Below are 23,432 nucleotides of genomic sequence, written 5' to 3'. Positions count from 1 at the left end.
CAACAACCAAAACGCATGATTACAGCCATTCTCATCGACGACGACAAACATTTGCGCGAAGGACTTAAAGCTTTGCTGGAACGATACACCAACGACATTCATATTATTGGAGAAGCCGAAAGTGTCAAGACCGGTATTTTGGCTATTGAAAAGCTCCAGCCACAGGTAGTTTTTCTAGATATTCATCTGAGTGACGGCACTGGTTTCGACATTCTGGAACGCCTCAAAGCCAAGAGCGGAAAAATCCTCTCGCACATTGTTTTTATTACGGCTCATGAGAAATATGCGGTGAAGGCTTTCAAGTTCAGTGCATTAGATTTTATTCTCAAACCAATAGATCCTGAGGAATTGCAGGATACTATTGGAAAGATTAAGTCGATTGCTTCTTCTACCAAATCGTTTGACCATATCGATTTATTGCTGGAGAATATCCGACGAAAAGTAGATAATTTCAAACGCATTGCCCTTTCGACCAGCGACGGTATCCATCTTTTTGAGGTGGCCGATATCATTCGACTGGAAGCCAAAGGCAATTATACCGAGTTTTTTATCAAGAACCACAAACCGGTACTCATTTCCAAAACACTCAAAGAGTACGAAGAAATGCTTACCGAGCAAGGATTTGAACGTATCCATCAGTCGCACCTGATTAATCTTTCTTACCTGAAATCGTATATCAAAACCGATGGTGGTTACGTGGTGATGTCTGAAAATACAAGGCTTCCGATCGCACAAAGCAAAAAAGAAAAACTACAGGAACTAATCAAAGCCCTTTAAAACAACCGATACAAAACAAACAGATGAAAAAAATAGTAGGATTATTGTTGCTCTTTACCGGGATGGTAAATGCACAGATTGTCAATATTCCCGATGCTGCTTTCAAAGCCAGGTTATTGTCAGCCTCGAACGACCTGAATCAATCGCAGTTTTTGATTGCTCAGGATAATAACAATAGTTGGGTGGTGATTGACACCAACAATGATGGTGAAATTCAAGTCAGCGAAGCCCTAGCGATTCGGTTTTTGAACGTTTCAGGAATCGGAATCAGCGACCTTACTGGTCTGGAAGCTTTTAGCAATTTGTTCAGCTTGAGTGTGGGGACTGTTCCAGTGACTTCGCTCGATCTTAATGCAATGACACAACTGAAGTTTCTTGCCTTGAATAATTTATTTCAACTGAGCTCACTCAACATGAATAGTTTGACCGATTTGGACCAATTGCAACTTATTTCATTGCCCAACCTTTCTTCGGTCAATATGAGTAATCTCAACCAACTCGAAAGTCTCTTTGTATACTCGACCAATCTCACTTCGCTCAATCTGAACGCACCAGCAACCTTGACCCAACTTACAGTCATGGGCAACCCACAGTTGGCCAGTTTAAACCTGAGTGGATATGGGTTGTTACAGCGTATTAACTGCTCTATGAATGCTTTGAATACCTTAACACTAATAGGAGTTACCCAATTGACTGAGCTAAACTGTAGTAGTAACCGACTGACCAATCTCAACGGAATCAGTCCGACGATTACCAAATTAAATTTCAGTAATAACCTCTTGACCAATATCAACTTCAATGGCTTGGTCAATTTGGAAGAGTTGGTTTGTAGTTATAACCAGTTGAGCAGCCTCGATGTGAGCAACCTTTCCAATTTGAAGCTACTGGATTGTAGTTATCTGGATATTACCAGTTTAAATATTAATAATCTTCCGAGTTTGATTACACTGAATTGCAGCAATAATTATTTGCTAACTACGGCGACTTTTGCAGATTTGCCAAGTTTGGAAGATTTAAGGGTTTTTGGCGGTATCAGTAGCAATTCGAGTATTTTGAGCCAACTCACTAGTTTAACGTTCAGCAATTTGCCCCAGCTCAAAAAATTGTTCTGTAATTATGGCATGCTCTCTACTTTAAACCTTTCCGGATTGGACCAACTAGAAGAACTGGATTGTTCTTGGAACCAGATCGTCAATTTGAATTTGACCAATTTGCCCAATCTTAAAAAACTCACTTGTACCAACAACATGATGACCGACTTGGATGCTTCCCAATTGCCCAATTTGACTGATTTGTCTTGTGGTGGCGGTTACATTGTTGATGGACAAATCATTCCGAAACTGCAAACCTTGAATGTGGTAGGGCTTTCCAACTTGATTAATCTAAATTGCTCTGTTAATTTGTTGACCAGCTTGAATTTGTCGGGTTTAACGCATCTTGAGTCACTAATTTGTAGCGGAATGCCTGGCGCCTTCGGTAATATTACTTCCATAGATGTTGCGGGTTTGAGCCAACTTAAATCTTTGGATTGCAGTTACCAACAACTGACCAGTTTAAACGTGAGTAATCTAGCCAATTTGACAGATTTGAGTTGTGCCCACAACCTGATTTCTAGCTTGAATCTGAATGGCTTAATCAATCTGAGAACACTCAATTACGATTACAACCAGCTCGCGAATCTGAGTTTGATTAACTTGCCCAGTTTGGTCAATCTAACGTGTTCCAACAACCAACTCACCACGTTGAACGTACAAAATCTGACCCAACTCGAGAATCTAAACTGTGCTTTCAACCAATTGACAGCACTGAATCTGACCGGCTTGAACAGTCTTAAATACTTAGACTATTCTAGTAATCAGTTGGCGCTTTCTAACGTGAGCGGTTTGTCAACTCAATTGGTTTCCTTGAACTGTTCTCAAAATAATTTGAGTAGTTTGGATCTTACCGGGCTTTCGGGTTTGGTGTATTTGTACTGCGACTATAATCAAATCAGTGCATTAGAAGTAAGTCATTTAACCCAATTGCAGTACCTGGACTTTTCCAACAACAGCATTGCCACAATTGATTTGGCACCACTAACCAATTTAGTCTCTTTGGATGCCGGTAGCAATCTTTTGACCAGTATTGATGTAACGGCTCTGGTTAATCTGGCCAGTTTGAATTGTTCTTTAAATCAGTTGAGCAGTCTCGATGTAAGCCAAAATACGCTTCTCAATGTGTTGGATTATTCGTTTAATTCACTGCCGACTGTCGATTTGAGCCAGTTGGTCAACCTGACTATGTTGAGCTGTATCAACACGCAAACCGCTCAGCTTCAACTGGGTAATTTAGCATTTCTCAACAATTTGAGTTGCGGTTCGAACCAGCTTACCACCTTAGATGTGAGCCAATGCCGCTTCTTAAATTCTTTATTTTGTGGCAGCAACCAACTCACTACTTTATTTTTGAAGAACGGTTACCGGGAAGCGTATGTCGATTTTTCCAATAACCCCAATCTGCAATACATCTGTGCCGATGACAGCCAACTAGAATCCATACAAACCCAATTGAATAGTTTAGGTATGAATGCAACGGTTTCCAATTCGTATTGTACTTTTTCTCCGGGTGGCAACCACAATACGATTACAGGTATTGCTATTTATGATGACAATAACGATGGCTGCGATGTGACCGATGAAGTCAATCCGTTTGTTCGTTTTAACATTACCGACGGCACTCAAACCGGAGCCACAGTAACCAACCTCGACGGCACTTATAAATTCTACGTCAATGCGGGCAATTATACCGTGGCGCCGAATGTGGAAAATCCGTCTTGGTACGATTTCTCGCCTGCTTCGGCTAACATTTCGTTTCCGAATAATAATAACAATGTAGCACCGCAGCACTTTTGCATTAATGCAGTGGGCGTTCACGGCGATATTGAAGTCGTGTTCCACCAAACCGAAGTAGCGCGCCCGGGATTTGATTCTACGTACAAAATCGTTTACAAGAACAAAGGCAACCAAATGCATTCCGGAACCGTGACGTTAACTTTTGACGACAGCAGAACCGATTTTCTTTCGGCGCTTCCCACAGCAGATGCAGCCAATAATGGTCTGATTACTTGGAATTATGAAAATCTGATGCCGTTTGAAAGCCGCAGTATTGAACTTGTTTTCAACACCAATTCCCCGACAGAAACCCCACCGGTAAACAATGGCGATGTTCTAGATTTTACAGCCAGTATTACGCCGGTAATTGCTGACGAGCTTCCGCAAGACAACACTTTTGATTATCACCAACTCGTTGTGGGCAGTTTCGATCCGAATGACATCAGTTGCGTAGAAGGTGCTACCGTTGATGCTTCCTATATCGGAAAGTACCTTCATTATGTAGTGAACTTTGAAAATACCGGAACTTACTTCGCTCAGAATATAGTCGTTAGAACCGATATCGATCCAACCAAGTACGATGTCAATACTTTACAAGTGATGAGTTCCTCACATCCATCGTACACCCGAATTGAGGGCAATCGCGTAGAGTTTGTTTTTCAGAATATCGAGCTCGATCCGGCACAAGGCGATCCACCGGTGGGCGGTCATGGCGATATATTGTTCAAGATAAAAACCAAAGCAGATTTGGTTCCGCAAGATGCCGTATTGCAACGCGCCGGAATATACTTCGATTATAATTTTCCAATTATCACTAATGATGCAATTACTACTTTCTCTACGTTAAGTCAATCGGTTTTTGAAAAAGACAACAGTATTTCGATTGCACCGAACCCGACTAGTTCGGAAATAAATATCAGTTCGAAGTACCACCTGAAATCAGTTGAGTTGTATGATTTGCAAGGCCGGATTTTAGTGACGTTTTTGGGCAATACCAAATTACTGGATATTTCAGACCAAGCTAGCGGTGTTTATTTTCTGAAAATCACTACCGAAAAAGGTGCCGCCATCGAGAAAATCATCAAAGAATAAAAGTATTTTAGTTAGTGTTTTAAAGCCTTTCCGCTGGATTTTCAGTAGGAAAGGTTTTTTTGTTTTTGGCCCGATTTAAAAATTCTCGTCAAAATCGGGTGTATACTCATTCAAATGGAGGGTATCTTCATCGGCCCTGTGCGGTGTAATTCTAAACATTACATTTGTTTACCAATTCACAGGAATATGAAAACCTCCTTTTTGATTTATGTTTGTTGCAGTTTGTTTGGTCTGGTTCATAGCCAAAATAAGATAGACAGTTTAAAAGCGGCTTTACAAGCTTCTAAAAACGACATCGATAAAACCCAAACCTACAACGCACTGGCCGATGCCTACAAAACTTCCGATCCGAAACAAATGCTTGCTTATGCTACAAAAGCGTTGGCTTTGTCTGAAAAAATAGGCTATAGCATTGAAGCCGGACAAGCCAACCTGAACCTCGGAAACGTTCATATCATCTTAGGGAATTATTCAAAAGCGCTCCAGTATTTTGCCACTGCCCAAAATATTTTCGAAGCCGAATCGCAAGGCAATCCCAAAACCAGCCTGACCATCAAAAAAGGATTGGCAAAGGCTTATGGCAGCATCGGAATTGTGTTTGCCGAACAGAGCAATTACGCCAAAGCGCTTTTGTACCATCTGAAATCTGTTCGCATTTACGAAAGCATCGGTGAGAAAAAGAAGTGTGGCCAAGTATACAACAATATCGGTGTAGCCTATCAGTCACAAGGCGAAACTTTTAAAGCGCTCGAATACTTCCTCAAAGCACAGAAAATTCAAGAGCAACTTAGCGATCCGCAAATCGGTATTACGCTCACCAATATTGCCAATGGTTACCTCAAGGAAAATGATCTGGTCAAAGCACTCGACTATTACACAAAAGCCAAGACTAAAATTGATGCAAACCAAGATCCGCGGGCTTTGGGCGAATGGTACAACAACATGGGCTTGTATCATCTAGCCGCCAAAAAACCTTCCCAAGCCATCGAAAATTGGAACGCAGCCATTACCACATTCGGTCAGATCGAAGACAAATTCGGCGTGGCGAACACTTACCTTTATTTAGGACAATTGTACCTGGAACAGAAGAATCCCACCGCAGCAATGGAGAGCGCCAATCAGGCTTTGCAACTCGGCAAACAAATTGGGGTGCTCGAACAAATTGTCGAAGCCGAAAAATTGCTCAGTGCCATTTACGACCAACAACACAACAGCAAACAATCGTTGTTGCATTTTAAATTGTACAGCAAAGCCAAAGACAGCTTGACCAACGCAGAAACCATTCGCAAAAGTGTCGAGTCGGCGATGAATTTTGAATTCGAAAAGCGCGAAGTCATCCAGCGTGAAGAACTTCAGAAAAAAGAGTTGCTGCTCCAACAACAAGCCAAGCAAAACAAACTACAATTGATTTTCGCGGCCCTATTTGCCTTGATGCTCGCCGGAATCGCGTTTTTGTATTACAACCGCATGCAGCTCAAGAAAACGCTCACCTTGCAAAAAGAATTGGCCGAGTACGAGCAGAAAGCCTTGCATTTGCAGATGAATCCGCATTTTGTATTCAATTGCTTGGGATCAATTTCGAGTTTTATCGTACAGAACGGAACCCATTCGGCGGTCAAGTATTTGGCCAAGTTCTCTAAGTTGATGCGGCTCACTTTAGAGTATTCGAAACAATCGCTGATTCCGATCGACAAAGAAATCCAAAGTCTGGAAAATTATCTTGAGCTGGAACAATTGCGCTTCAACCACAAGTTCAATTATACCATATCAAAAGACAAAACCATTGAAGACGATATCGCGCTACCGCCTTTATTGTTACAGCCTTTCGTAGAGAATGCGATTATTCACGGCATTATTCCGAGCAAGGAAGTAGGCATGATTTCGATTTCGTTCGCCATTGAAGACCGGCAGTTGGTGTGCGTCATTAAAGACACAGGCATTGGTTATTCGGCCTCGAAAGCCATCAAAGAAAAATCGGTTTCGGTACACCAATCGATGGCGCTTGATATTACTAAAAAACGTTTGCAAATGATTTCTACTTCTACCGCAAAAAAAGCTGAGGTCAATATCGAAGAAATGACTACAGAAACCGATGACTCCAAAGGCACAAAAGTCACTTTGCACTTGCCTTTGCAGTACATCGAACACACAGAAAAACACCAGTCAGCCAACAACTAACCACTAGCCGAATAATGATAACAGCGATTTTAATAGACGACGATCCCAACCTAAGAAACGGCATGCGTGAATTGCTGGCTTTTTATGCGCCAGACATCACCATCATTGGAGAAGCCGAAGACGTAGAAACCGGTGTGGCCGCAATGGAAAAACTCAAACCACAAGTCGTGTTTCTCGATATTCAGCTCAATGACGGAACCGGATTCGATGTGCTGGAGCAACACGCCAAGAAAAATGGGAAAACCACCTCGCATATTGTGTTCATTACCGCGCACGAGCAGTATGCCATAAAAGCTTTTAGGTTCAGCGCACTGGATTTTCTACTCAAACCGGTCGATCCAGACGAACTCGAAATCGTAGTGGGCAAAATCCGCGAAGTACTGCAAAAGAACAACAGTTATGCACACATCGATTTGTTGTTGGAGAACATTCGTAAGAAGGTCGATAATTTCAAACGCATCGCACTGACCACCGCCGACGGCATTCATCTTTTTGAAGTGAGCGATATCATCCGATGTGAAAGCGAAGACAACTACACGACTTTTTATATCAAGAATAACAAGCCGATTGTGATTTCTAAAACGCTGAAAGAATATGAAGATTTATTGGCTGAATATGGTTTTGAGCGCATCCATCAATCGCATTTGATTAATCTGGCTTATTTGAAATCTTATGTCAAGAAAGACGGCGGATACATCATCATGGCCGATAACGCACAACTGCCGATTTCACCTCGAAAGAAAGACCGGTTGCAGGAACTAATAAAAGCACTTTAACCAAAACAAAACACTGACATCATGAAAAAAATTTTACTTTTTTTAATGCTTTTTACCGGAATGGTGAATGCGCAGATTGTGAATATTCCAGATGCGAATTTTAAAGCCAAACTGTTAGCAGCTGATGTGAGCAATACTATTGCTTATTCGAATGGTGGTTATCAAAAAATCGACTTAAATAATGATGGCGAAATTCAGGTATCAGAGGCTCAAGTGATCGATTCGCTCGATGTAAACAACTCATCGATTATGGATTTGAGTGGCATAGCTGAATTTTCTAATCTTAAGGGTTTGCAATGTGCCAATAATCAACTCAGCGACTTAAACGTAAATGGTTTAATTGAGTTGCGATCATTGTTTTGTGCCAGCAATCCACTTGGCGAACTAAATCTTTCAGGATTGGTAAATCTTGAATCGCTTTATTCCTACAATATTAACCTCTCTACAATTGACCTTTCAGGATTAACTCAATTGAAAGTACTTGAAGTCGGGGATAATGCTCTAACAAATTTAGACTTGTCAGATCAAACCAACCTCTTGGAGTTGAGATGCGGTTTTAATCAAATCGCGAATCTAGATTTAAGTCCGTTGATCAATTTGAAAGGCCTAAATTGTGATGAAAATCTACTAACATCATTGAATTTGTCAGGATTATCGGCGCTTGAATCGCTGTCTTGCAACGGAAATCAATTGACAAGTTTAGATGTTAGCCAGCAGACATCATTGGTGCTTTTGAGTTGTCGTTTGAACAATCTGAATTCCCTTTTTATAAAAAACGGAACTGGAAACGGCAATCAACTGTACTTCGATGGCAATCCCAATATCGCATTTATCTGTGTAGACGAAGCGGAATTGGTTGGGGTTGACTTGCTTTTAATCACTTATGGTTATACCAATTGCGTTGTAAACACCTATTGCACTTTCACACCAGGCGGAGATTACAACACCATTTCTGGCACTTTGACTGTTGATAACAATCAAGATGGTTGTGGTCCGGAGGATAATAAGCCGAAGAATATCAGAGTAAACGTGAATGACGAATCAAATTTAAGCGCCGTTTTTACTAATTCATCCGGATTGTATACCACTTACACACAAGAAGGTAATTTTGAGGTGACACCATCGGTAGAGCACCCAGATTGGTTTAGCTTTTCACCTGTAACAGCCATGATTCCGTTTGTAGATAATAACAACAATACGGCAACCCAAGATTTTTGTATCACCGCCAACGGCGTACACCACGATGCTGAAATGGTAATATCGCCCTACACACCGGCGCGCCCGGGTTTCGATGCAGTTTACAAATTGGTTTACAAAAACAAAGGCAACCTAACCGACGACCTTTGGCTGAACTTTACCTTCAACGACAACGTGCTGGATTTTGTGTCTTCGAGCATTCCGGTCAATCATACTGGCGGATCGGTACAGGTGATGATTCCGGCGGTTCGTCCGTTTGAAAGTGGCAGTGTCGATATTACTTTAAATGTGAATTCACCTACCGAAACTCCGGCTGTGAATATAGGCGATGTTTTGACTTTTACCTCATTTGTCGATATCATTACCGACGACAACTGGAACGATAATGCCTTTACTTTGGACCAAACCGTAGTTGGTTCTTATGATCCGAACGACATTACTTGTCTAGAAGGCGATGTTGTTGCGCCCACAGAAATAGGGAATTACTTGCATTACGCCATCAATTTCGAGAACACAGGAACTTTTCCTGCCGAGAATGTTGTGGTGAAAACTGTTATAGATCCGGCGCAGTTCAACATAGATACTTTGCAACTCATGTATGCCTCGCATCCGGTGATGGCCAGACTAACCGGCAATGTGGTAGAGTTCATCTTCAGAAACATCGATTTAGGCATTGGTGGGCACGGCCATATTCTGCTGAAAATCAAAACAGATGGTGCTTTAGCGGTCGGAAGCACAGTAACCAACCGCGCCGATATTTTCTTCGATTATAATTTCCCGATAGATACAGGAACCGAAACCACGGTATTCCAGTTGTTATCGAACACAGGTTTTGAAACAGACAACAGCGTGTCGGTAGCTCCTAATCCGGCTTCAGATGTTGTGTTCATCAGCGCGGATAATGCAATCAAATCGGTAGAAATGTACGACCTTCAGGGAAGAATCATCATGACAAATCTTCCGAACAATAAAGAATCGAAATTAAATACTGCTCAACTGCCTTCCGGAATCTATTTGCTGAAAATAAGTACAGAAAGAGGTGTCAACGTGCAGCGAATCGCTAAAGATTAGGCTCAGAGCAAAAAATCAATCAAAAAGAAATAAAAACAAAAATTCAAACGCTATGAAAAATGTTTTTTTACCCTTGTTATTAGTCGGCTTTATGAGCCAAGCGCAGGTTGTGGATATTCCCGATGCGAATTTTAAATCGATACTTTTAGCGGCCAATACCGACAATGAGATTGCCTACGCTAATGGTTCGCTGATTAGGATAGATGCAAACAGTGATGGAGAGATTCAAGAAACAGAGGCCGCTGCGGTGGATTCTTTGAGTATTTTTTCCTCACAAATTTCCTCGCTGAACGGTTTAGGAAGTTTTGTCAATCTGAAATCACTGAACTGTGAAGGTAATCAAATAAACACCGTCGATTTGACGGGGCTTTCATTACTTAGTAAGCTGAAAATCAACAACAACCAGCTTTCGTCGTTGGATGTTTCTTCTTTGGCTAATCTCCAGGAACTGTATGCGTCGGCCAATTTGATTGCTAGTTTCGCAACGGCACCGAATGCGAATTTGAAACACATCGATTTGAACAACAATTCTTTAACGGCCATCAATTTGAACGGATTGACCAATCTGCAAATCTTGAAACTGAACTACAATCAGTTGCCCTCGATTGACTTGTCGGGCTTGACGGCGCTTCAAGGCTTGTATTTGAATCACAATTTGTTGACCCAACTCGATATTGCTAGTTTAACTCAGTTGTTACAGTTGGATTGTTCTTACAACTCGATTAGTGCTTTGCCGGGTTTAAACAATTTGAGCCAGTTGTCGCAGTTGGATTGCTCTTACAACACCATCAGCAGTATCAATTTTACGGGGCTCACAGCACTTCAGTATTTGAACTACAGCGGAAATAACTTAGTGTCGCTAGATGTTTCTAGTTTGACTGGTTTGATGTCTTTGATTTGTTCGGACAACGCGCTCACTTCGATTGACCTTTCTGCTTTGACTGGGCTTTTGTATTTCGAAGGTTCATTTAACGATTTTGCATCACTTGACTTTAGTGGCAACACGGCGCTGGCCAACATTATTTGCGACCACAACCCACTCACCGCTATCGATGTTTCTATGTTGCCCAATTTGACCCGACTTAACATTTCGAGCAATGCACTGACGCAAATCGATTTGAGTCAGAATCCGTTGTTGTTTGAGTTTTTTGCCACCAACAATTCGTTTTCCAGTTTGAATTTCAATGCCAATTCAGGTTTGTATTACATTGATGTGTCTGAGAACAATACCTTGGCGTCTATTTTCATGAATAATGGTACGTTCAACCAAGGTGCAGTTCCGGGTTATTTGGGAGTGGCCAATTGCCCAAACATCGAATATGTTTGTGTGCAAGAAGAAGGTATTGGCTATGTCAATAATCAACTACAGTTTACTTCGGGAGCGAGCAATGTGGTAGTGAATTCTTATTGTTCTTTTTCTCCATCAGGCGATTACAATCTGATTAAAGGAAAGATTACTTACGACGCCTTTGCAGACGGTTGTGATGCTTCAGATTCGATTTTTCCAAATTTGAGAGTGAACCTTACAGACGGAACGAATTCAGGGGCCAACTTTATCGATGCCCAAGGGAATTATTCGTTTGTTACCCAAACCGGTTCGTTTACTGTTAGTCCGAGTATTCAGCATCCGGAGTGGTTTATTTTTTCGCCGCCTTCAGCCGTAGTGAATTTTTCAGATAATGAAAATAACCAGCAAACTGTTGATTTTTGTCTGGCTCCGCTGGGCGTTCATCGTGATGTATCAGTCGTTTTGGCTCCGGCTAACCACGCGCGTCCGGGCGATACGGCGAGTTATCAGATTGTTTATACCAACAATGGCAATCAGTTGCTTTCGGGTGCTATCGATTTCAATTTCAATGACGACGTGCTTAACCTTATCTTTTCTTCAGACACCCCAGCGCAAGTGCAACCGGGAATTTTGACCTGGAATTACACCAATCTGCAACCTTTCGAAAGTAGAAGGATTGATTTGGCTTTCAGTCTCAACGCTGCTTCGGATACGCCTGCTGTCAATATTGGCGACGTGTTGAATTTTTCTGCTGCGATACTTCCCGTTGCCGATGACGAAATACCGCAAGACAACACTTTTGCGTTTAGCCAAACCGTGGTCGATGCCGATATCTTGAACGATATTATTTGTTTGGAAGGTACTGTGCTCGATCCGAGTTACATCGGCCAATACCTTCATTATATGATTAATTTTGAGAATGTCGGTACATTGGCAGCTACAAATACCGTGATTCGGTTTGAAGTCGATACAAATATTTTCGACCTCAGCACGCTGCAACTTTTGGATGCTTCTAATAACGTGGAGACACAGATCACGGGCAATGTAGTCGAATTTATTTTTCAGAACATCAATCTTGAAATTGGCGGTCACGGCCATATTCTGCTCAAGATGAAAACCTTGGAGAACTTACCAGAATCAACTGTGGTTTCCAATCGGGCCAGTGTCTACTACGATTTAAATGCGCCATTAGATACACCGACGGTCAATACGGTTTTCCAGACATTGTCTAGTGTAGATTTTCTCAATGAAGCTTCGGTGGTGCTTTTCCCGAACCCTGCTTCGAATGAAATCAACGTTTTGGCCAAGCATTCAATCGAAAGCATCACCCTTTATAATCTTCAGGGAAGTCAAATAGGCAAAAATGTCACCAACGGCAAAGAAGTAAAAATCAACCTAAATCAATATCCTTCAGGAGTTTACTTAGTCAAAGTAGTAACGTCTAAAGGGGTTCTAATCGAGAAGTTAGTGAAAAGGTAATTATACCGGTTGTTTTTTCCGAGAACGCATTGCCCAAAAGCAGTGCGTTTTTTGCTGTTACAGGTAGCTATATCTAATTTGCAACTTTTATAATTTAATTAACGATTTGCTTGCGAAATTGTTTTTTTAATTCATAGGGAATTCCATAGATTTGTTAAATTATTATTTCAACAGACAAATTTCCAATCACACTATGTCAAAAACTGCAATATTAGAATTAGATGGCAAGAAGTATGAGTTTCCGGTCATCGTCGGAAGCGAGAACGAAGTAGGAATCGATATCAACAAACTTCGCGATTTAACAGGTGCCATTACGATGGATCCGGGTTACAAAAATTCCGGTTCATGCACCAGCGAAATTACTTTCTTAGATGGCGAAGAAGGCATTTTGCGTTATCGGGGTTACGCTATCGAAGATTTAGCCGACAAAGCCGATTTTCTCGAAGTCGCTTATTTGGTCATTTTTGGCGAATTGCCTACCAAAGCCCAATTGCAACAATTCGAAACAGATATTCGCAAGTATACCTTAGTGAATGAGGAAATGAAAAACATCATCGACGGTTTTCCAAAAACAGCGCACCCGATGGGTGTTCTTTCTTCACTGACCAGCGCGCTGACCGCTTTCAACCCGAAAGTAGTTAACGTAGACAATGAAAAGGAAATGTACGAAGCGGTTTGTAAAACCATGGGTAAATTCTTAGTAATTGCCACCTGGACTTACCGCAAAATGATGGGTTATCCTCTGAACTATTATGACAATACCAAAGGCTACGTAGAGAACTTCATGCATTTGATGTTTGAGTTGCCAACTGGTCCTTATTCGGCTAACAAAGTTGTCGTTGATGCTTTAGACAAATTATTCATCTTACACGCCGACCACGAGCAAAATTGTTCTACTTCTACGGTACGTATAGTAGGCTCTTCACACGCAGGTTTATTCGCCTCTATTTCTGCTGGTGTATCGGCACTTTGGGGACCACTTCACGGAGGTGCGAACCAAGCAGTTTTAGAAATGCTAGAGGAAATTCACAAAAACGGAGGCGACTGCGATAAGTATATGGCCAAAGCCAAAGATAAAGACGATCCGTTCCGACTCATGGGCTTCGGTCACCGCGTATACAAAAACTTCGATCCGAGAGCGCGGATCATCAAGAAAGCTGCCGATGAAGTTTTGCAAACCTTAGGTGTGAACGACCCGATTCTCGACATCGCTAAAAAATTAGAGGAAGCCGCTTTAGTAGATGATTATTTCGTGTCAAGAAAACTCTATCCGAACGTAGATTTCTATTCAGGCATTATCTACCGCGCTTTAGGCATTCCAACGGATATGTTTACGGTAATGTTCGCCATCGGTCGTCTTCCGGGATGGATTGCCCAATGGAAAGAAATGCGTATCAACAAAGAGCCAATCGGTCGTCCGAGACAAATTTACACCGGTTATCCGCTGCGTGATTTCAAACCAGCAGACCAAAGATAAAATTCACATTTTTTCATAATTAAAGAAGCCATTCTGAAAAGGGTGGCTTTTTTGTTGGGCAGCAACAACAACTTATCAACGATTATCCACAAAGCAATAAAATTTAGGGCTGTTTGGCTATCTTTGCCCAAATCCAAAGAATTTTTATGCTAGCATTGAATGTCAAGAACGAAACTTCCCGACTGCGCGCTGTAGTGCTCGGAACCGCCGTCAGTAATGGCCCAACGCCTAAAGCCCAAGACGCTTACGATCCGAAATCTTTAGAACATATTTTAGCCGGAACTTATCCTACAGAAGCCGATATGGTAGCCGAAATGGAAGCCTTCAACAAAGTGTTCGAGAAGTATGATGTAAAGGTGTATCGCCCTGAATTGGTAGCCAACGAAAACCAAATTTTTACTCGCGACATTGCTTTTGTCATTGACGATATCATTATCGAAGCCGGCATTTTACCCGAACGCGACAAGGAATTTCCGGCCATCCAATACATCATCGACCAGATTGATCCGGCCAAATTCATCCAAATTCAAGACAAAGACAAAGTGCATATCGAAGGCGGCGATGTGATCCTTTGGAACGACTACATTTTCATCGGCACTTACCGCGGCGAAGATTACAAACAAGTCAAAACGGCGCGCACCAATCAAGCCGGTATTGATTTGATTAAGGAATTATTTCCGCATAAAAAAGTACTCACTTTTGATTTAGTAAAATCCTGGGAAGACGCCCGCGACAATGCATTACATCTCGATTGCTGCTTCCAACCTGTTGGCGCTAACAAAGCGATTATTTATAAAGGCGGTTTCAGAAATGAAGCAGAATACCAACAACTCGTTGATTTGTTCGGTGAAGAAAACCTGTTCCAAATCACGCGCGATGAAATGTACCAGATGAACTCGAACGTCTTTTCCATTGCGCCTGATGTGGTAGTTTCGGAGAAGAATTTCACCCGGCTCAACACTTGGTTGCGCAACAACGGTTTTACCGTAGAAGAGATTCCGTACGCCGAAATCGCCAAACAGGAAGGATTGTTGCGTTGCTCGACGCTTCCGCTGATCAGAGACTAATGCCCGCGTTAGGGATTGAAGCGGCAGCCCGCAGCCTTGCGAGGACTACAGCGAAAAGCCCGGCCCGCAGGGAACGCCATAACAAAAAATAAAATGAAACAAACCACCAACGCCATCCTCATGATTCGCCCGGTCGCGTTCCGTATGAACGAGCAGACCGCCGTTAATAATTATTACCAGAAAGTGCTCGACGGGCTTTCGCCTCAAACGGTTAATGCCAAAGCGCAGGAAGAATTCGATGCTTTTGTGAGCAAACTCCGCATGGTCGGCATCGACGTAACCGTCGTAGAAGATACGCTTGATCCAGACACGCCCGATTCGATTTTCCCGAACAACTGGATTTCTTTCCACGAGAACGGCGATGTGGCTTTATACCCAATGTTTGCCGAAAACCGCCGCCACGAACGCCGCGAAGACGTGCTCGATATTCTCGAAGAAAAAGGTTTTGTAATCAATGAAATCATGGATTATACCTCGGCCGAAGCAGACAATATTTTCCTAGAAGGCACCGGAAGTTTGTTGCTCGACCGCCAGAACGCAAAGGCCTATTGCGCTTTATCACCCAGAGCTGATGAGGAATTATTCATAGAATTCTGTGAGGATTTTGAATTCACGCCGATTATTTTCGAAGCCTTTCAAACCGCGGGTGGCGAGCGCAAACTGATTTACCACACCAACGTGATGATGTGCCTTGGAGAAACTTTCGCGGTCATCTGTGCAGACTGCATCGACGACAGAAAAGAACGCAAAGCCGTTTTAGACAGCCTTCGCGAAGACGGCAAGGAAATTATTCTTATTTCGGAAGACCAAGTCAACAATTTCGCTGGCAATATGCTCGAAGTAAAAGGCACCGACGATAAAAGGTATTTGGTGATGAGCCAATCAGCGCATCAAAGTTTGACTCCGCAACAAATTGCCCAAATCGAAAAACACGCGACGATTCTAAGTTCAAGCCTCGACACTATTGAAGCTTGTGGTGGGGGCAGCGCGCGTTGCATGATGGCTGAGGTTTTCCTGCCTAAGGAATAAAGTAATATTTCTCGCAAAGCCGCAGAGCCGCAAAAAAATAACAACTTCGCGCCTTAGCGTCTTTGCGAGACCATATTATAAAGCAACAGATTCTTCTATAGCCTCAGAACTTCAAGCCCGTTGCATGATAGCGGAAGTTTTTCTTCCCAAAGAATAGTCTTGCAGCGAAGCGGTCTTGAATCTTACAGCGTAGCGGTCTACCTTCTAATCAAATCCCGCGAATAATACTCAACACCGCACTGATGATATACTGGATTCCGATGGCAATGGTCAAAAATCCGACAATCCTTGAAATAGCAACAATACCTGAAGTACCGAGCATTTTAGACAAATAATGTGCGCTTCTCAAAATGATGAAAATCACCAATGAAGTGGCCAAGATCGCTAAACACGAAGGAATAATCTCTGCGGTTGTATTGTGGTCTTGGTAATAAGTAATCAGCAATGACATCGAACCCGGGCCGGCCAACATCGGCATCGCCAGTGGTGTTAAGGCGATATCATTGCGCACTTGTATTTCTTCCTCGACTTTTTTATTGATTCCTTTGTTTTTGTTGAACCGCCCGTTGAGCAGCGAAAAACCCGAACTCGCAATAATGATTCCGCCGGTAATGCGCAAAGCCGTGATGGTAATTCCGAAGAAATCCAGCACATATTTCCCGACAAAAAACGAAATCATCAGAATAATAAAAACATCAATCGAAGTCCAGAGCGAAATGCGCGAACGTTCTCTTTTGGTGTCGTCTTGCGTGAGCCCGACGAAAATCGGAACGGTTCCAATCGGGTTCAAAACCGAGAACAAAGCGAAAAACAGATAAACGAAAATTTCCATAGTTTTTGGGTAAAGTTACCGCTGCCGCTGCCTGCAAAGTTAAACTATAAATTAATCTAAAGTTAAATTTAACGCGCCAAAACCCTTGATGTTCGTAACTTCGCGCCATGGAAAAGAAAAAAACACTCGTCCTCGGGGCCACGACCAAAGCAGACCGTTACTCCAACCGTGCCATTCATTCGCTTGTCAATCATCATCATCCGGTAGTGGCTATTGGTCAGCAAACCGGTGAAGTAGCCGGTGTGAAAATCCAGACCAAAATGGTTCCGGTCAAGAACATCGATACTGTCACGCTATACCTGAATCCGCGCAACCAACGCGATTACTACAATTATATCATCGAAGCAAAACCCAAACGCGTGGTTTTCAATCCGGGCACCGAAAATCCGGAACTCTACCAACTACTCAAAAGCAACAATATCGAAGTCGAAGTAGCTTGTACTTTGGTGCTTTTGGCCACGAATCAGTATTAGAGTGCCTGAGTTCCTTAGTTCCTTAGTGCCTGAGTTTTTTTATAAGAAGCTGTTTCCGGCTGTCCGCTATATCTTTTCTGTCTTCGCCGAGGCTGCGCCATAAAAGGATGCCGCTGCCATCCGGGCTAGGGCAGTAGTAGTGATTGGAACTTTTCAGTATCAAATGAGGTACTCAGGCACTTTCTCAAAACTTCGTCTGCGAAACCGCCGGCTTGCTAATGGCCATCAATCCTAAAAAGGTAATCAATCCGTTGACGATAATCAGTTCGTTGTCGAAAACATAATCTCCGAAAAGCAACGCCGAATTTTTGCTGATTAGAAAACAAATCGCCGGAGAAAGCACGCAGATATAAGGAACCAGTTTGTCATGCACCGTTTTCGTTTTCACAAACAGCCCGAATGCGTACAATCCTAAAAGCGGTCCGTAAGTATAGGAAGCAATTTTGAAAATCATGCTCACCACCGAAGCGTCATTAATCGCGTTGAAAGCCACAATCACCAAAAACATCAAAAACGAAAAAGCGATGTGAACGCTGTGTCTGGTTCTAACAATATTGGGTTTGTTTTGGTTTTCGGTTTTGTCCATACCCAGAAAATCCACGCAAAACGAAGTAGTTAAAGCCGTGAGCGCTGAATCGGTCGTCGCGAAAGTAGCAGCGGTCAATCCGAGCAAGAACACCACCGACGGAATCAAACTCAAATGATGAAACGCAATTTCCGGAAACAGCAAATCGGTTCTGGGCTTTCCGGTCACCAAATCTGCGGGAACTTCAATGTTGTTTTTCGCGGCATACATATATAATAGCGCGCCGACGCTCAAAAAGAAAATATTGATCAGTACAAAAATACCGGTAAACGTATACATGTTTTTCTGTGCATCGCCGATATTTTTACAGCTGAGGTTCTTCTGCATCAAATCCTGATCGAGCCCGACCATGGCAATCGTGACGAAAATTCCGCCCAGAATCTGCTTCCAGAAATAAGTGCCTTTGAGATAATCTTCAAAGAAAAACACCTTCGAATAATTACTGTTTTTAACTTGTTCAAACGCTTCAAAAACCGACAAGTTCAAACTCTCGCACACAAAGAAAATCGTCAGGAACACCGAAGAAACTAAAAAGAACGTCTGCAAAGTATCGGTAATAATGATAGTTTTCAAACCGCCGCGATAAGTATAAGCGAAAATCAATCCGAGCGAAATCAATACCGTCAAAGCAAATGGCACATGATAAAAATCAAATACATAACGTTGCAAAACAATCACTACCAAATACAACCGGAATGACGAGCCAATTGTTCGGCTCAACAAGAAAATAAATGCGGCTGTTTTGTAGCTGACCGTGCCGAGCCGTTTCTCGATATAACCGTAAATCGAAGTCAGGTTCATCCGGTAATAGAGCGGCAAAAGTACTTTGGCAATAATCAAAAACCCAATAGCGTTGCCCAGCACGAACTGAAAATACTTGAACTGGTTTTCGGGGTTTCCAACTTCGCCCGGAACCGAAATAAAAGTCACGCCAGAGAGTGCTGTTCCAATCATTCCGAAAGCTACGAGGTACCATTTTGAATTTTTATTTGCTTTGAAAAAAGCCTCATTGTCGCTGTTCTTTTTACTGGTCAGGTGCGAAATCAAAAACAGCATACCGAAGTAAACTACAATCAGCAATAAAATGGCAAATGGAGTCATAGTGGGTTTTTTAATCGACGCCAAAATACGAAAAAATCAGATGGTAAGACGGTAGGATTTTAGGGCGGTAGGATTTTAGGACCGTGAAACCTTGTGGCTGAGACTTGAAATCGCTGCCCATGGGAAATCCTAAAATCTTAGGATCCTACAGTCTTACAATCCAATAATAACTATCTTTGGCGCATGGAATTCTCATCGAAACTTCTCGAAAAGGCAGTACACGAAATGTCGCAATTGCCCGGAATTGGCAAACGCACGGCACTCCGATTGGTGCTACATTTGCTCAAACAACCCAAGGAACAAACCCAATTCCTGAGCCAAGCCCTGACTCAAATGCGCGAGGAAATCAAATATTGTAACAGTTGCCATAATATTTCTGATGTCGCGCTTTGTGAAATTTGCGCTAATCCCAACCGCGACCACGGTATCATTTGCGTGGTGGAAGACATTCGCGATGTGATGGCCATTGAAAATACACGCCAATTCAAAGGGATTTATCACGTATTGGGCGGAAAAATTTCACCTATGGATGGCGTCGGTCCGGGTCAACTCCATATCTCCACTTTGGTCGAGAAAGCCAAAACAGGCAACATCCGAGAACTGATTTTCGCATTAAGTTCCACCATGGAAGGCGATACCACCAATTTCTTTATTTATAAACAAGTCAAAGATTTTCAGCTCGTTACCACTACCATCGCACGCGGAATTGCCGTTGGTGACGAACTCGAATATGCTGATGAAGTTACCCTCGGGCGTAGTATTTTACAGCGAATTCCGCTCGAAATTTCATTCAAAAACAATTAACCATTTTGTAGCGGTACTTTATTTTGTTTTTATAAATGAAAAACTATCTTTGTTTGCTAAATTTTCAAAAATCAAAATGAATCAAAAAATATTGTTTTTGATGCTCACATTGGGGCTGATACTGACCTCGTGCGTTCCTATCAAAGACCTAGTTTACCTTCAAAATAAGAATCAAGCAGACACAACAGCGGTACAGTCGGTTTCGATGAAGCCCTATCGACTGCAAATCAATGATATCATCAGTATTTCAATTAGTGCTAATGACCCTAAGTTGGTGCAAATTTTTTCAACCTCCAACCAACAAAGTGAAACATATCGAAACGAGAGTTCGCTTTATTTTGAAGGTTATACGGTAAATGACCATGGCAATATTCGTATGCCTGTGCTTGAGGAAATCAATGTGGTGGGTTACACTTTAGATGAAGTTCGGCTCATGATTGAAAAGCGTTTGCTTGAGGAGTATTTCAACAAAGAAGCCCGAATATTTGTAAAAGTCAAACTCTCCGGATTGCGCTACACCGTTAATGGCGAAATTGTTTCTCCCGGGACCAAATTGTTGTTTCAGGAAAAGCTTACGATATTAGAGGCTATTGCCAATGCGGGTGATATTACAGTTGTTGGAGATCGTAAAAACGTCACTATCTTACGACAAACTCCGGCCGGAACTGAAATTCATACGATCGACCTCACGGATGCCAAAGCCATGCAGTCACCATACTATTACGTTCAATCGAACGATTATATCTACATCAAACCGCTGAAACAAAAGTCTTGGGGCACCGGAAAAACCGGTATAGAATCCTTGACAACAGTATTCACTATGCTCACTTTAGTGGCTACAACCATTCTCCTTTTAAGAAACTAAAGCATGATTGATACTAAAGATTTTTCGTTTTTTGAAAGCCAGAACAGCTTTGATTTCAAAGGTTTTCTGATAAAAATCACGAGTTACTGGAAATGGTTCGTACTCAGTTTGATGATTACATTTGCCATTGCGCATCAGGTTAACATCCGAAAAGAAAAAGTGTATGAAATGGAAACTTCCATGGCCATCAAGGAAGAAAATAACCCGTTCTTCACTTCCAATACTAGCTTGGTTTTTAATTGGGGCGGCACTTCTGATCAGGTTCAGAACATTTCCAACACCCTGAAGTCGCGTTCGCACAATGAGTTGGTGGTAGAGCGGTTACAATATTATATCGATTATCTCAGAAAAGGCGAGTATAACTTTCAAGATGTTTATGGCGCCGTTCCTTTTACCGTTGCGATTGACAAAAGCAAGAGCCAGCTTTATTACACCATGATTTCGGTGAAATTCCTCTCGGAGAACGAATTTCAATTGCGCATCAATTTCGATGGAACCACAGCTCCACTGGTTAATTATACTGATAACAGCAAAAGTGAAATTTCGGTCGAGCATGGCGAATTTATTAAAAGGTACAGAGTCGGACAACAGATTTCCCTTCCGTTTTTAAATGCGAAATTGCTCATCAAAGACAAGCCTGGTTTTTACAAAGGCAATGAATATTATTTCCGCTTCAACGAATTTGATGAAGTTGTGGCGCGTTATCAAGGCATTAAAGTTGATATTGACCCCAAGGCGCCTTCGATTTTGCGTTTGTCGTTGCAAGGCACCAACAAAGCCAGAATGGTCGATTACTTAAATTCGACTGTCAAGATGCTTATTGATACCCAGCTAAACCGAAAGAACCAATTTGCAACCAATACCATCGAATTTATTGACAGTACCTTAGTTTCTATGGGCAAGCAACTCAAAGAAACTGGTAATGCGCTAAAGGCTTTCAATCAAGACAAAGACATGATGGCCATTCAAGACGAAGGCAATTCGATTTCTGCACAATTGTTTGATTATGAAGTGCAAAAAGATGTGCTTACGCGAAAAATTAATTATTACAACACGCTCAAAACCTACCTCAAAAACAGTCTGGATTATTCTAAATTACCAGCGCCAACAGTAGCCGGGATTGAAGATCCAAACATTCTAACCAATGTAGCTAAACTTATTGAGCTTTCGGCCCAAAGATCACAATTGGCCTATTCGGTGAAAAGCGAGAAAATTTTCAGGGATTTTGATGTGCAGATGGAAGCTATCAAGAGCGTATTGCTTGAAAATATAGCCTCGGCAACCAACTCGCTGAAATACGATTTGAACCTTACCAACAACAAAATCAATCAACTTGAAAGCAATATTCGCAAACTGCCTGAAGACAAACAGGAATACCTCAAAATCATGCGCAAATATGATTTGAGCGACAACATTTACAATGCGTTTTTGCAAAAGCGTAACGAAGCGGAAATCGTCAGAGCCGCCAACTTATCGGATATCCATTTTATTGATCCGGCCAAAGATACCGGTGGTGGGCTTATCGGGCCTAACACCAGTGTGAATTACGTATTGGCAACTTTCTTGGGCTTGCTGATTCCGCTGATGATTGTTTTTGTGTTGTTTTTCCTTGAAAACTCAATTCTCAATACCGAAGATATTAGTAAACTTACTTCAATTCCGCTTATTGGTGTGGTTGGAGTTAAGCATTCGAGCTCTAACCTTTCGGTATTTGAAAAACCAAAATCAGCACTTTCAGAATCCTTTCGAGCAATTCGTTCCTCGTTGCAGTTTCTGTATAAAAAATACGACATTACTGGTTCTAAAACCTTGATGCTCACTTCGTCTATTAGTGGTGAAGGAAAAACTTTCTGTTCACTAAATTTGGCCACTGTTTTTGCGATGAGTGAAAAAAAGACCGTTATTGTTGGTCTGGATTTAAGAAAGCCAAAGATTTTTGAAGATTTCAATATCAAGAACGATATCGGTGTGGTAAATTATCTTATTGGCCAAAAAAACATCGATGAAGTGATTCAAAGCACGCACGTTCCCTATCTTGACGTAATTACCTCAGGGCCGATTCCGCCAAACCCATCAGAGATTATCATTGGTGAAAGCATGAAAGAATTTATGCGGCAACTCAAATCGCGCTATGATTATATTATTCTTGATACGCCACCGGTTGGATTGGTTTCCGATGCACTTGAACTTGCAGAATATGTAGATCTGACCTTATATATCATGCGTCAGAATTACACCAAAAAAGACATGGTAACTTTGCTCAACAACAGGCTTAAACGAGGTGAACTTGACAATATCAGTATCATTCTAAACGGTTTCGAGAACAAAGCCAAATACGGAACAGGTTATGGTTACGGCTATGGCTATGGCTACGGTTACGGCTACGGAACCTATGGAAACGGTTATCATGAAGTAGATAAACCGAAGAATATCTTCCAGAAATTGATTTCTTTTTTGAACAAAAATTAAT

General features: G+C 42.0%; 15 protein-coding genes. 13 read left to right on the top strand and 2 right to left on the bottom strand.

Annotated features, from left to right (window positions below; all coding sequences use genetic code 11):
• The first annotated feature begins 15 nt into the window (after nt 1–15).
• The 9 genes from G4D82_RS04565 (at nt 16) to ctlX (ending at nt 16,301) form a co-directional block, all read left to right on the top strand.
• The gene (locus G4D82_RS04565) at nt 16–777 is read left to right on the top strand and encodes a LytR/AlgR family response regulator transcription factor (RefSeq protein WP_166334988.1); all 762 of its coding nucleotides are present in this window, start codon (nt 16–18) and stop codon (nt 775–777) included.
• A gap of 23 nt (nt 778–800) precedes the next feature.
• Nucleotides 801–4,739, top strand: coding sequence for a DUF7619 domain-containing protein (locus G4D82_RS04560; protein ID WP_166334985.1), 3,939 nt, complete (start codon nt 801–803; stop codon nt 4,737–4,739).
• A gap of 186 nt (nt 4,740–4,925) precedes the next feature.
• On the top strand, nt 4,926–6,917 hold the full coding sequence (locus G4D82_RS04555; RefSeq protein WP_166334983.1) for a tetratricopeptide repeat-containing sensor histidine kinase: 1,992 nt from the start codon (nt 4,926–4,928) through the stop codon (nt 6,915–6,917).
• Between the two features lie 14 nt (nt 6,918–6,931).
• Complete coding sequence (locus G4D82_RS04550; protein ID WP_166334981.1) at nt 6,932–7,693, top strand: LytR/AlgR family response regulator transcription factor; 762 nt, start codon at nt 6,932–6,934, stop codon at nt 7,691–7,693.
• 21 nt (nt 7,694–7,714) lie between these two features.
• Entirely contained in the window at nt 7,715–9,961 is a 2,247-nt protein-coding gene (locus G4D82_RS04545) for a T9SS type A sorting domain-containing protein (RefSeq protein ID WP_166334978.1), read from the top strand.
• Nucleotides 9,962–10,013: 52 nt separating this feature from the next.
• Entirely contained in the window at nt 10,014–12,728 is a 2,715-nt protein-coding gene (locus G4D82_RS04540; RefSeq protein WP_166334976.1) for a DUF7619 domain-containing protein, read from the top strand.
• Nucleotides 12,729–12,921: 193 nt separating this feature from the next.
• On the top strand, nt 12,922–14,205 hold the full coding sequence (locus tag G4D82_RS04535) for a citrate synthase (protein WP_166334974.1): 1,284 nt from the start codon (nt 12,922–12,924) through the stop codon (nt 14,203–14,205).
• A 146-nt stretch (nt 14,206–14,351) separates the two neighbouring features.
• On the top strand, nt 14,352–15,272 hold the full coding sequence (locus G4D82_RS04530; protein ID WP_166334972.1) for a dimethylarginine dimethylaminohydrolase family protein: 921 nt from the start codon (nt 14,352–14,354) through the stop codon (nt 15,270–15,272).
• Between the two features lie 93 nt (nt 15,273–15,365).
• A complete protein-coding gene (gene ctlX, locus G4D82_RS04525; protein ID WP_166334970.1) occupies nt 15,366–16,301 on the top strand; it encodes a citrulline utilization hydrolase CtlX in 936 nt (311 codons plus the stop codon).
• A gap of 208 nt (nt 16,302–16,509) precedes the next feature.
• Here ctlX and G4D82_RS04520 read toward each other — a convergent pair whose 3' ends face one another.
• On the bottom strand, nt 16,510–17,133 hold the full coding sequence (locus G4D82_RS04520; RefSeq protein WP_166334968.1) for a MarC family NAAT transporter: 624 nt from the start codon (nt 17,131–17,133) through the stop codon (nt 16,510–16,512).
• A gap of 107 nt (nt 17,134–17,240) precedes the next feature.
• Here G4D82_RS04520 and G4D82_RS04515 point away from each other — a divergent pair, with 107 nt between their 5' ends.
• The gene (locus G4D82_RS04515; protein ID WP_166334965.1) at nt 17,241–17,606 is read left to right on the top strand and encodes a CoA-binding protein; all 366 of its coding nucleotides are present in this window, start codon (nt 17,241–17,243) and stop codon (nt 17,604–17,606) included.
• A 184-nt stretch (nt 17,607–17,790) separates the two neighbouring features.
• Here G4D82_RS04515 and G4D82_RS04510 read toward each other — a convergent pair whose 3' ends face one another.
• Nucleotides 17,791–19,293, bottom strand: coding sequence for a sodium:solute symporter (locus G4D82_RS04510; RefSeq protein WP_166334963.1), 1,503 nt, complete (start codon nt 19,291–19,293; stop codon nt 17,791–17,793).
• Nucleotides 19,294–19,476: 183 nt separating this feature from the next.
• Between G4D82_RS04510 and recR the strand changes: the two genes are divergently transcribed.
• The 3 genes from recR (at nt 19,477) to G4D82_RS04495 (ending at nt 23,431) form a co-directional block, all read left to right on the top strand.
• Nucleotides 19,477–20,097 (top strand): recombination mediator RecR, encoded by a 621-nt coding sequence (recR, locus tag G4D82_RS04505; RefSeq protein WP_166334961.1) that lies wholly within the window; start codon nt 19,477–19,479, stop codon nt 20,095–20,097.
• A gap of 76 nt (nt 20,098–20,173) precedes the next feature.
• Nucleotides 20,174–20,962: a polysaccharide biosynthesis/export family protein gene (locus tag G4D82_RS04500; protein WP_166334958.1), complete on the top strand. Its 789-nt coding sequence runs from the start codon at nt 20,174–20,176 to the stop codon at nt 20,960–20,962.
• 3 nt (nt 20,963–20,965) lie between these two features.
• A complete protein-coding gene (locus tag G4D82_RS04495; RefSeq protein WP_166334956.1) occupies nt 20,966–23,431 on the top strand; it encodes an exopolysaccharide transport family protein in 2,466 nt (821 codons plus the stop codon).
• Nucleotide 23,432: the final 1 nt, after the last annotated feature.

This window comes from Flavobacterium lotistagni (assembly GCF_011392125.1).
Classification (GTDB): Bacteria; Bacteroidota; Bacteroidia; order Flavobacteriales; family Flavobacteriaceae; genus Flavobacterium; species Flavobacterium lotistagni.
Note: the sequence above shows the minus strand (reverse complement) of the source record. Positions and strands in the feature narration are given on the sequence as shown.

Bases quoted from the DNA above. Each gene is read 5' to 3' on its own strand.
- ctlX (WP_166334970.1), top strand. From the start codon at position 15,366: ATGAAACAAACCACCAACGCCATCCTCATGATTCGCCCGGTCGCGTTC.
- G4D82_RS04495 (WP_166334956.1), top strand. From the start codon at position 20,966: ATGATTGATACTAAAGATTTTTCGTTTTTTGAAAGCCAGAACAGCTTT.
- G4D82_RS04515 (WP_166334965.1), top strand. From the start codon at position 17,241: ATGGAAAAGAAAAAAACACTCGTCCTCGGGGCCACGACCAAAGCAGAC.
- G4D82_RS04565 (WP_166334988.1), top strand. From the start codon at position 16: ATGATTACAGCCATTCTCATCGACGACGACAAACATTTGCGCGAAGGA.
- G4D82_RS04560 (WP_166334985.1), top strand. From the start codon at position 801: ATGAAAAAAATAGTAGGATTATTGTTGCTCTTTACCGGGATGGTAAAT.
- G4D82_RS04550 (WP_166334981.1), top strand. From the start codon at position 6,932: ATGATAACAGCGATTTTAATAGACGACGATCCCAACCTAAGAAACGGC.
- G4D82_RS04530 (WP_166334972.1), top strand. From the start codon at position 14,352: ATGCTAGCATTGAATGTCAAGAACGAAACTTCCCGACTGCGCGCTGTA.
- G4D82_RS04510 (WP_166334963.1), bottom strand. From the start codon at position 19,293: ATGACTCCATTTGCCATTTTATTGCTGATTGTAGTTTACTTCGGTATG.
- G4D82_RS04555 (WP_166334983.1), top strand. From the start codon at position 4,926: ATGAAAACCTCCTTTTTGATTTATGTTTGTTGCAGTTTGTTTGGTCTG.
- recR (WP_166334961.1), top strand. From the start codon at position 19,477: ATGGAATTCTCATCGAAACTTCTCGAAAAGGCAGTACACGAAATGTCG.
- G4D82_RS04520 (WP_166334968.1), bottom strand. From the start codon at position 17,133: ATGGAAATTTTCGTTTATCTGTTTTTCGCTTTGTTCTCGGTTTTGAAC.
- G4D82_RS04545 (WP_166334978.1), top strand. From the start codon at position 7,715: ATGAAAAAAATTTTACTTTTTTTAATGCTTTTTACCGGAATGGTGAAT.
- G4D82_RS04535 (WP_166334974.1), top strand. From the start codon at position 12,922: ATGTCAAAAACTGCAATATTAGAATTAGATGGCAAGAAGTATGAGTTT.
- G4D82_RS04500 (WP_166334958.1), top strand. From the start codon at position 20,174: ATGAATCAAAAAATATTGTTTTTGATGCTCACATTGGGGCTGATACTG.
- G4D82_RS04540 (WP_166334976.1), top strand. From the start codon at position 10,014: ATGAAAAATGTTTTTTTACCCTTGTTATTAGTCGGCTTTATGAGCCAA.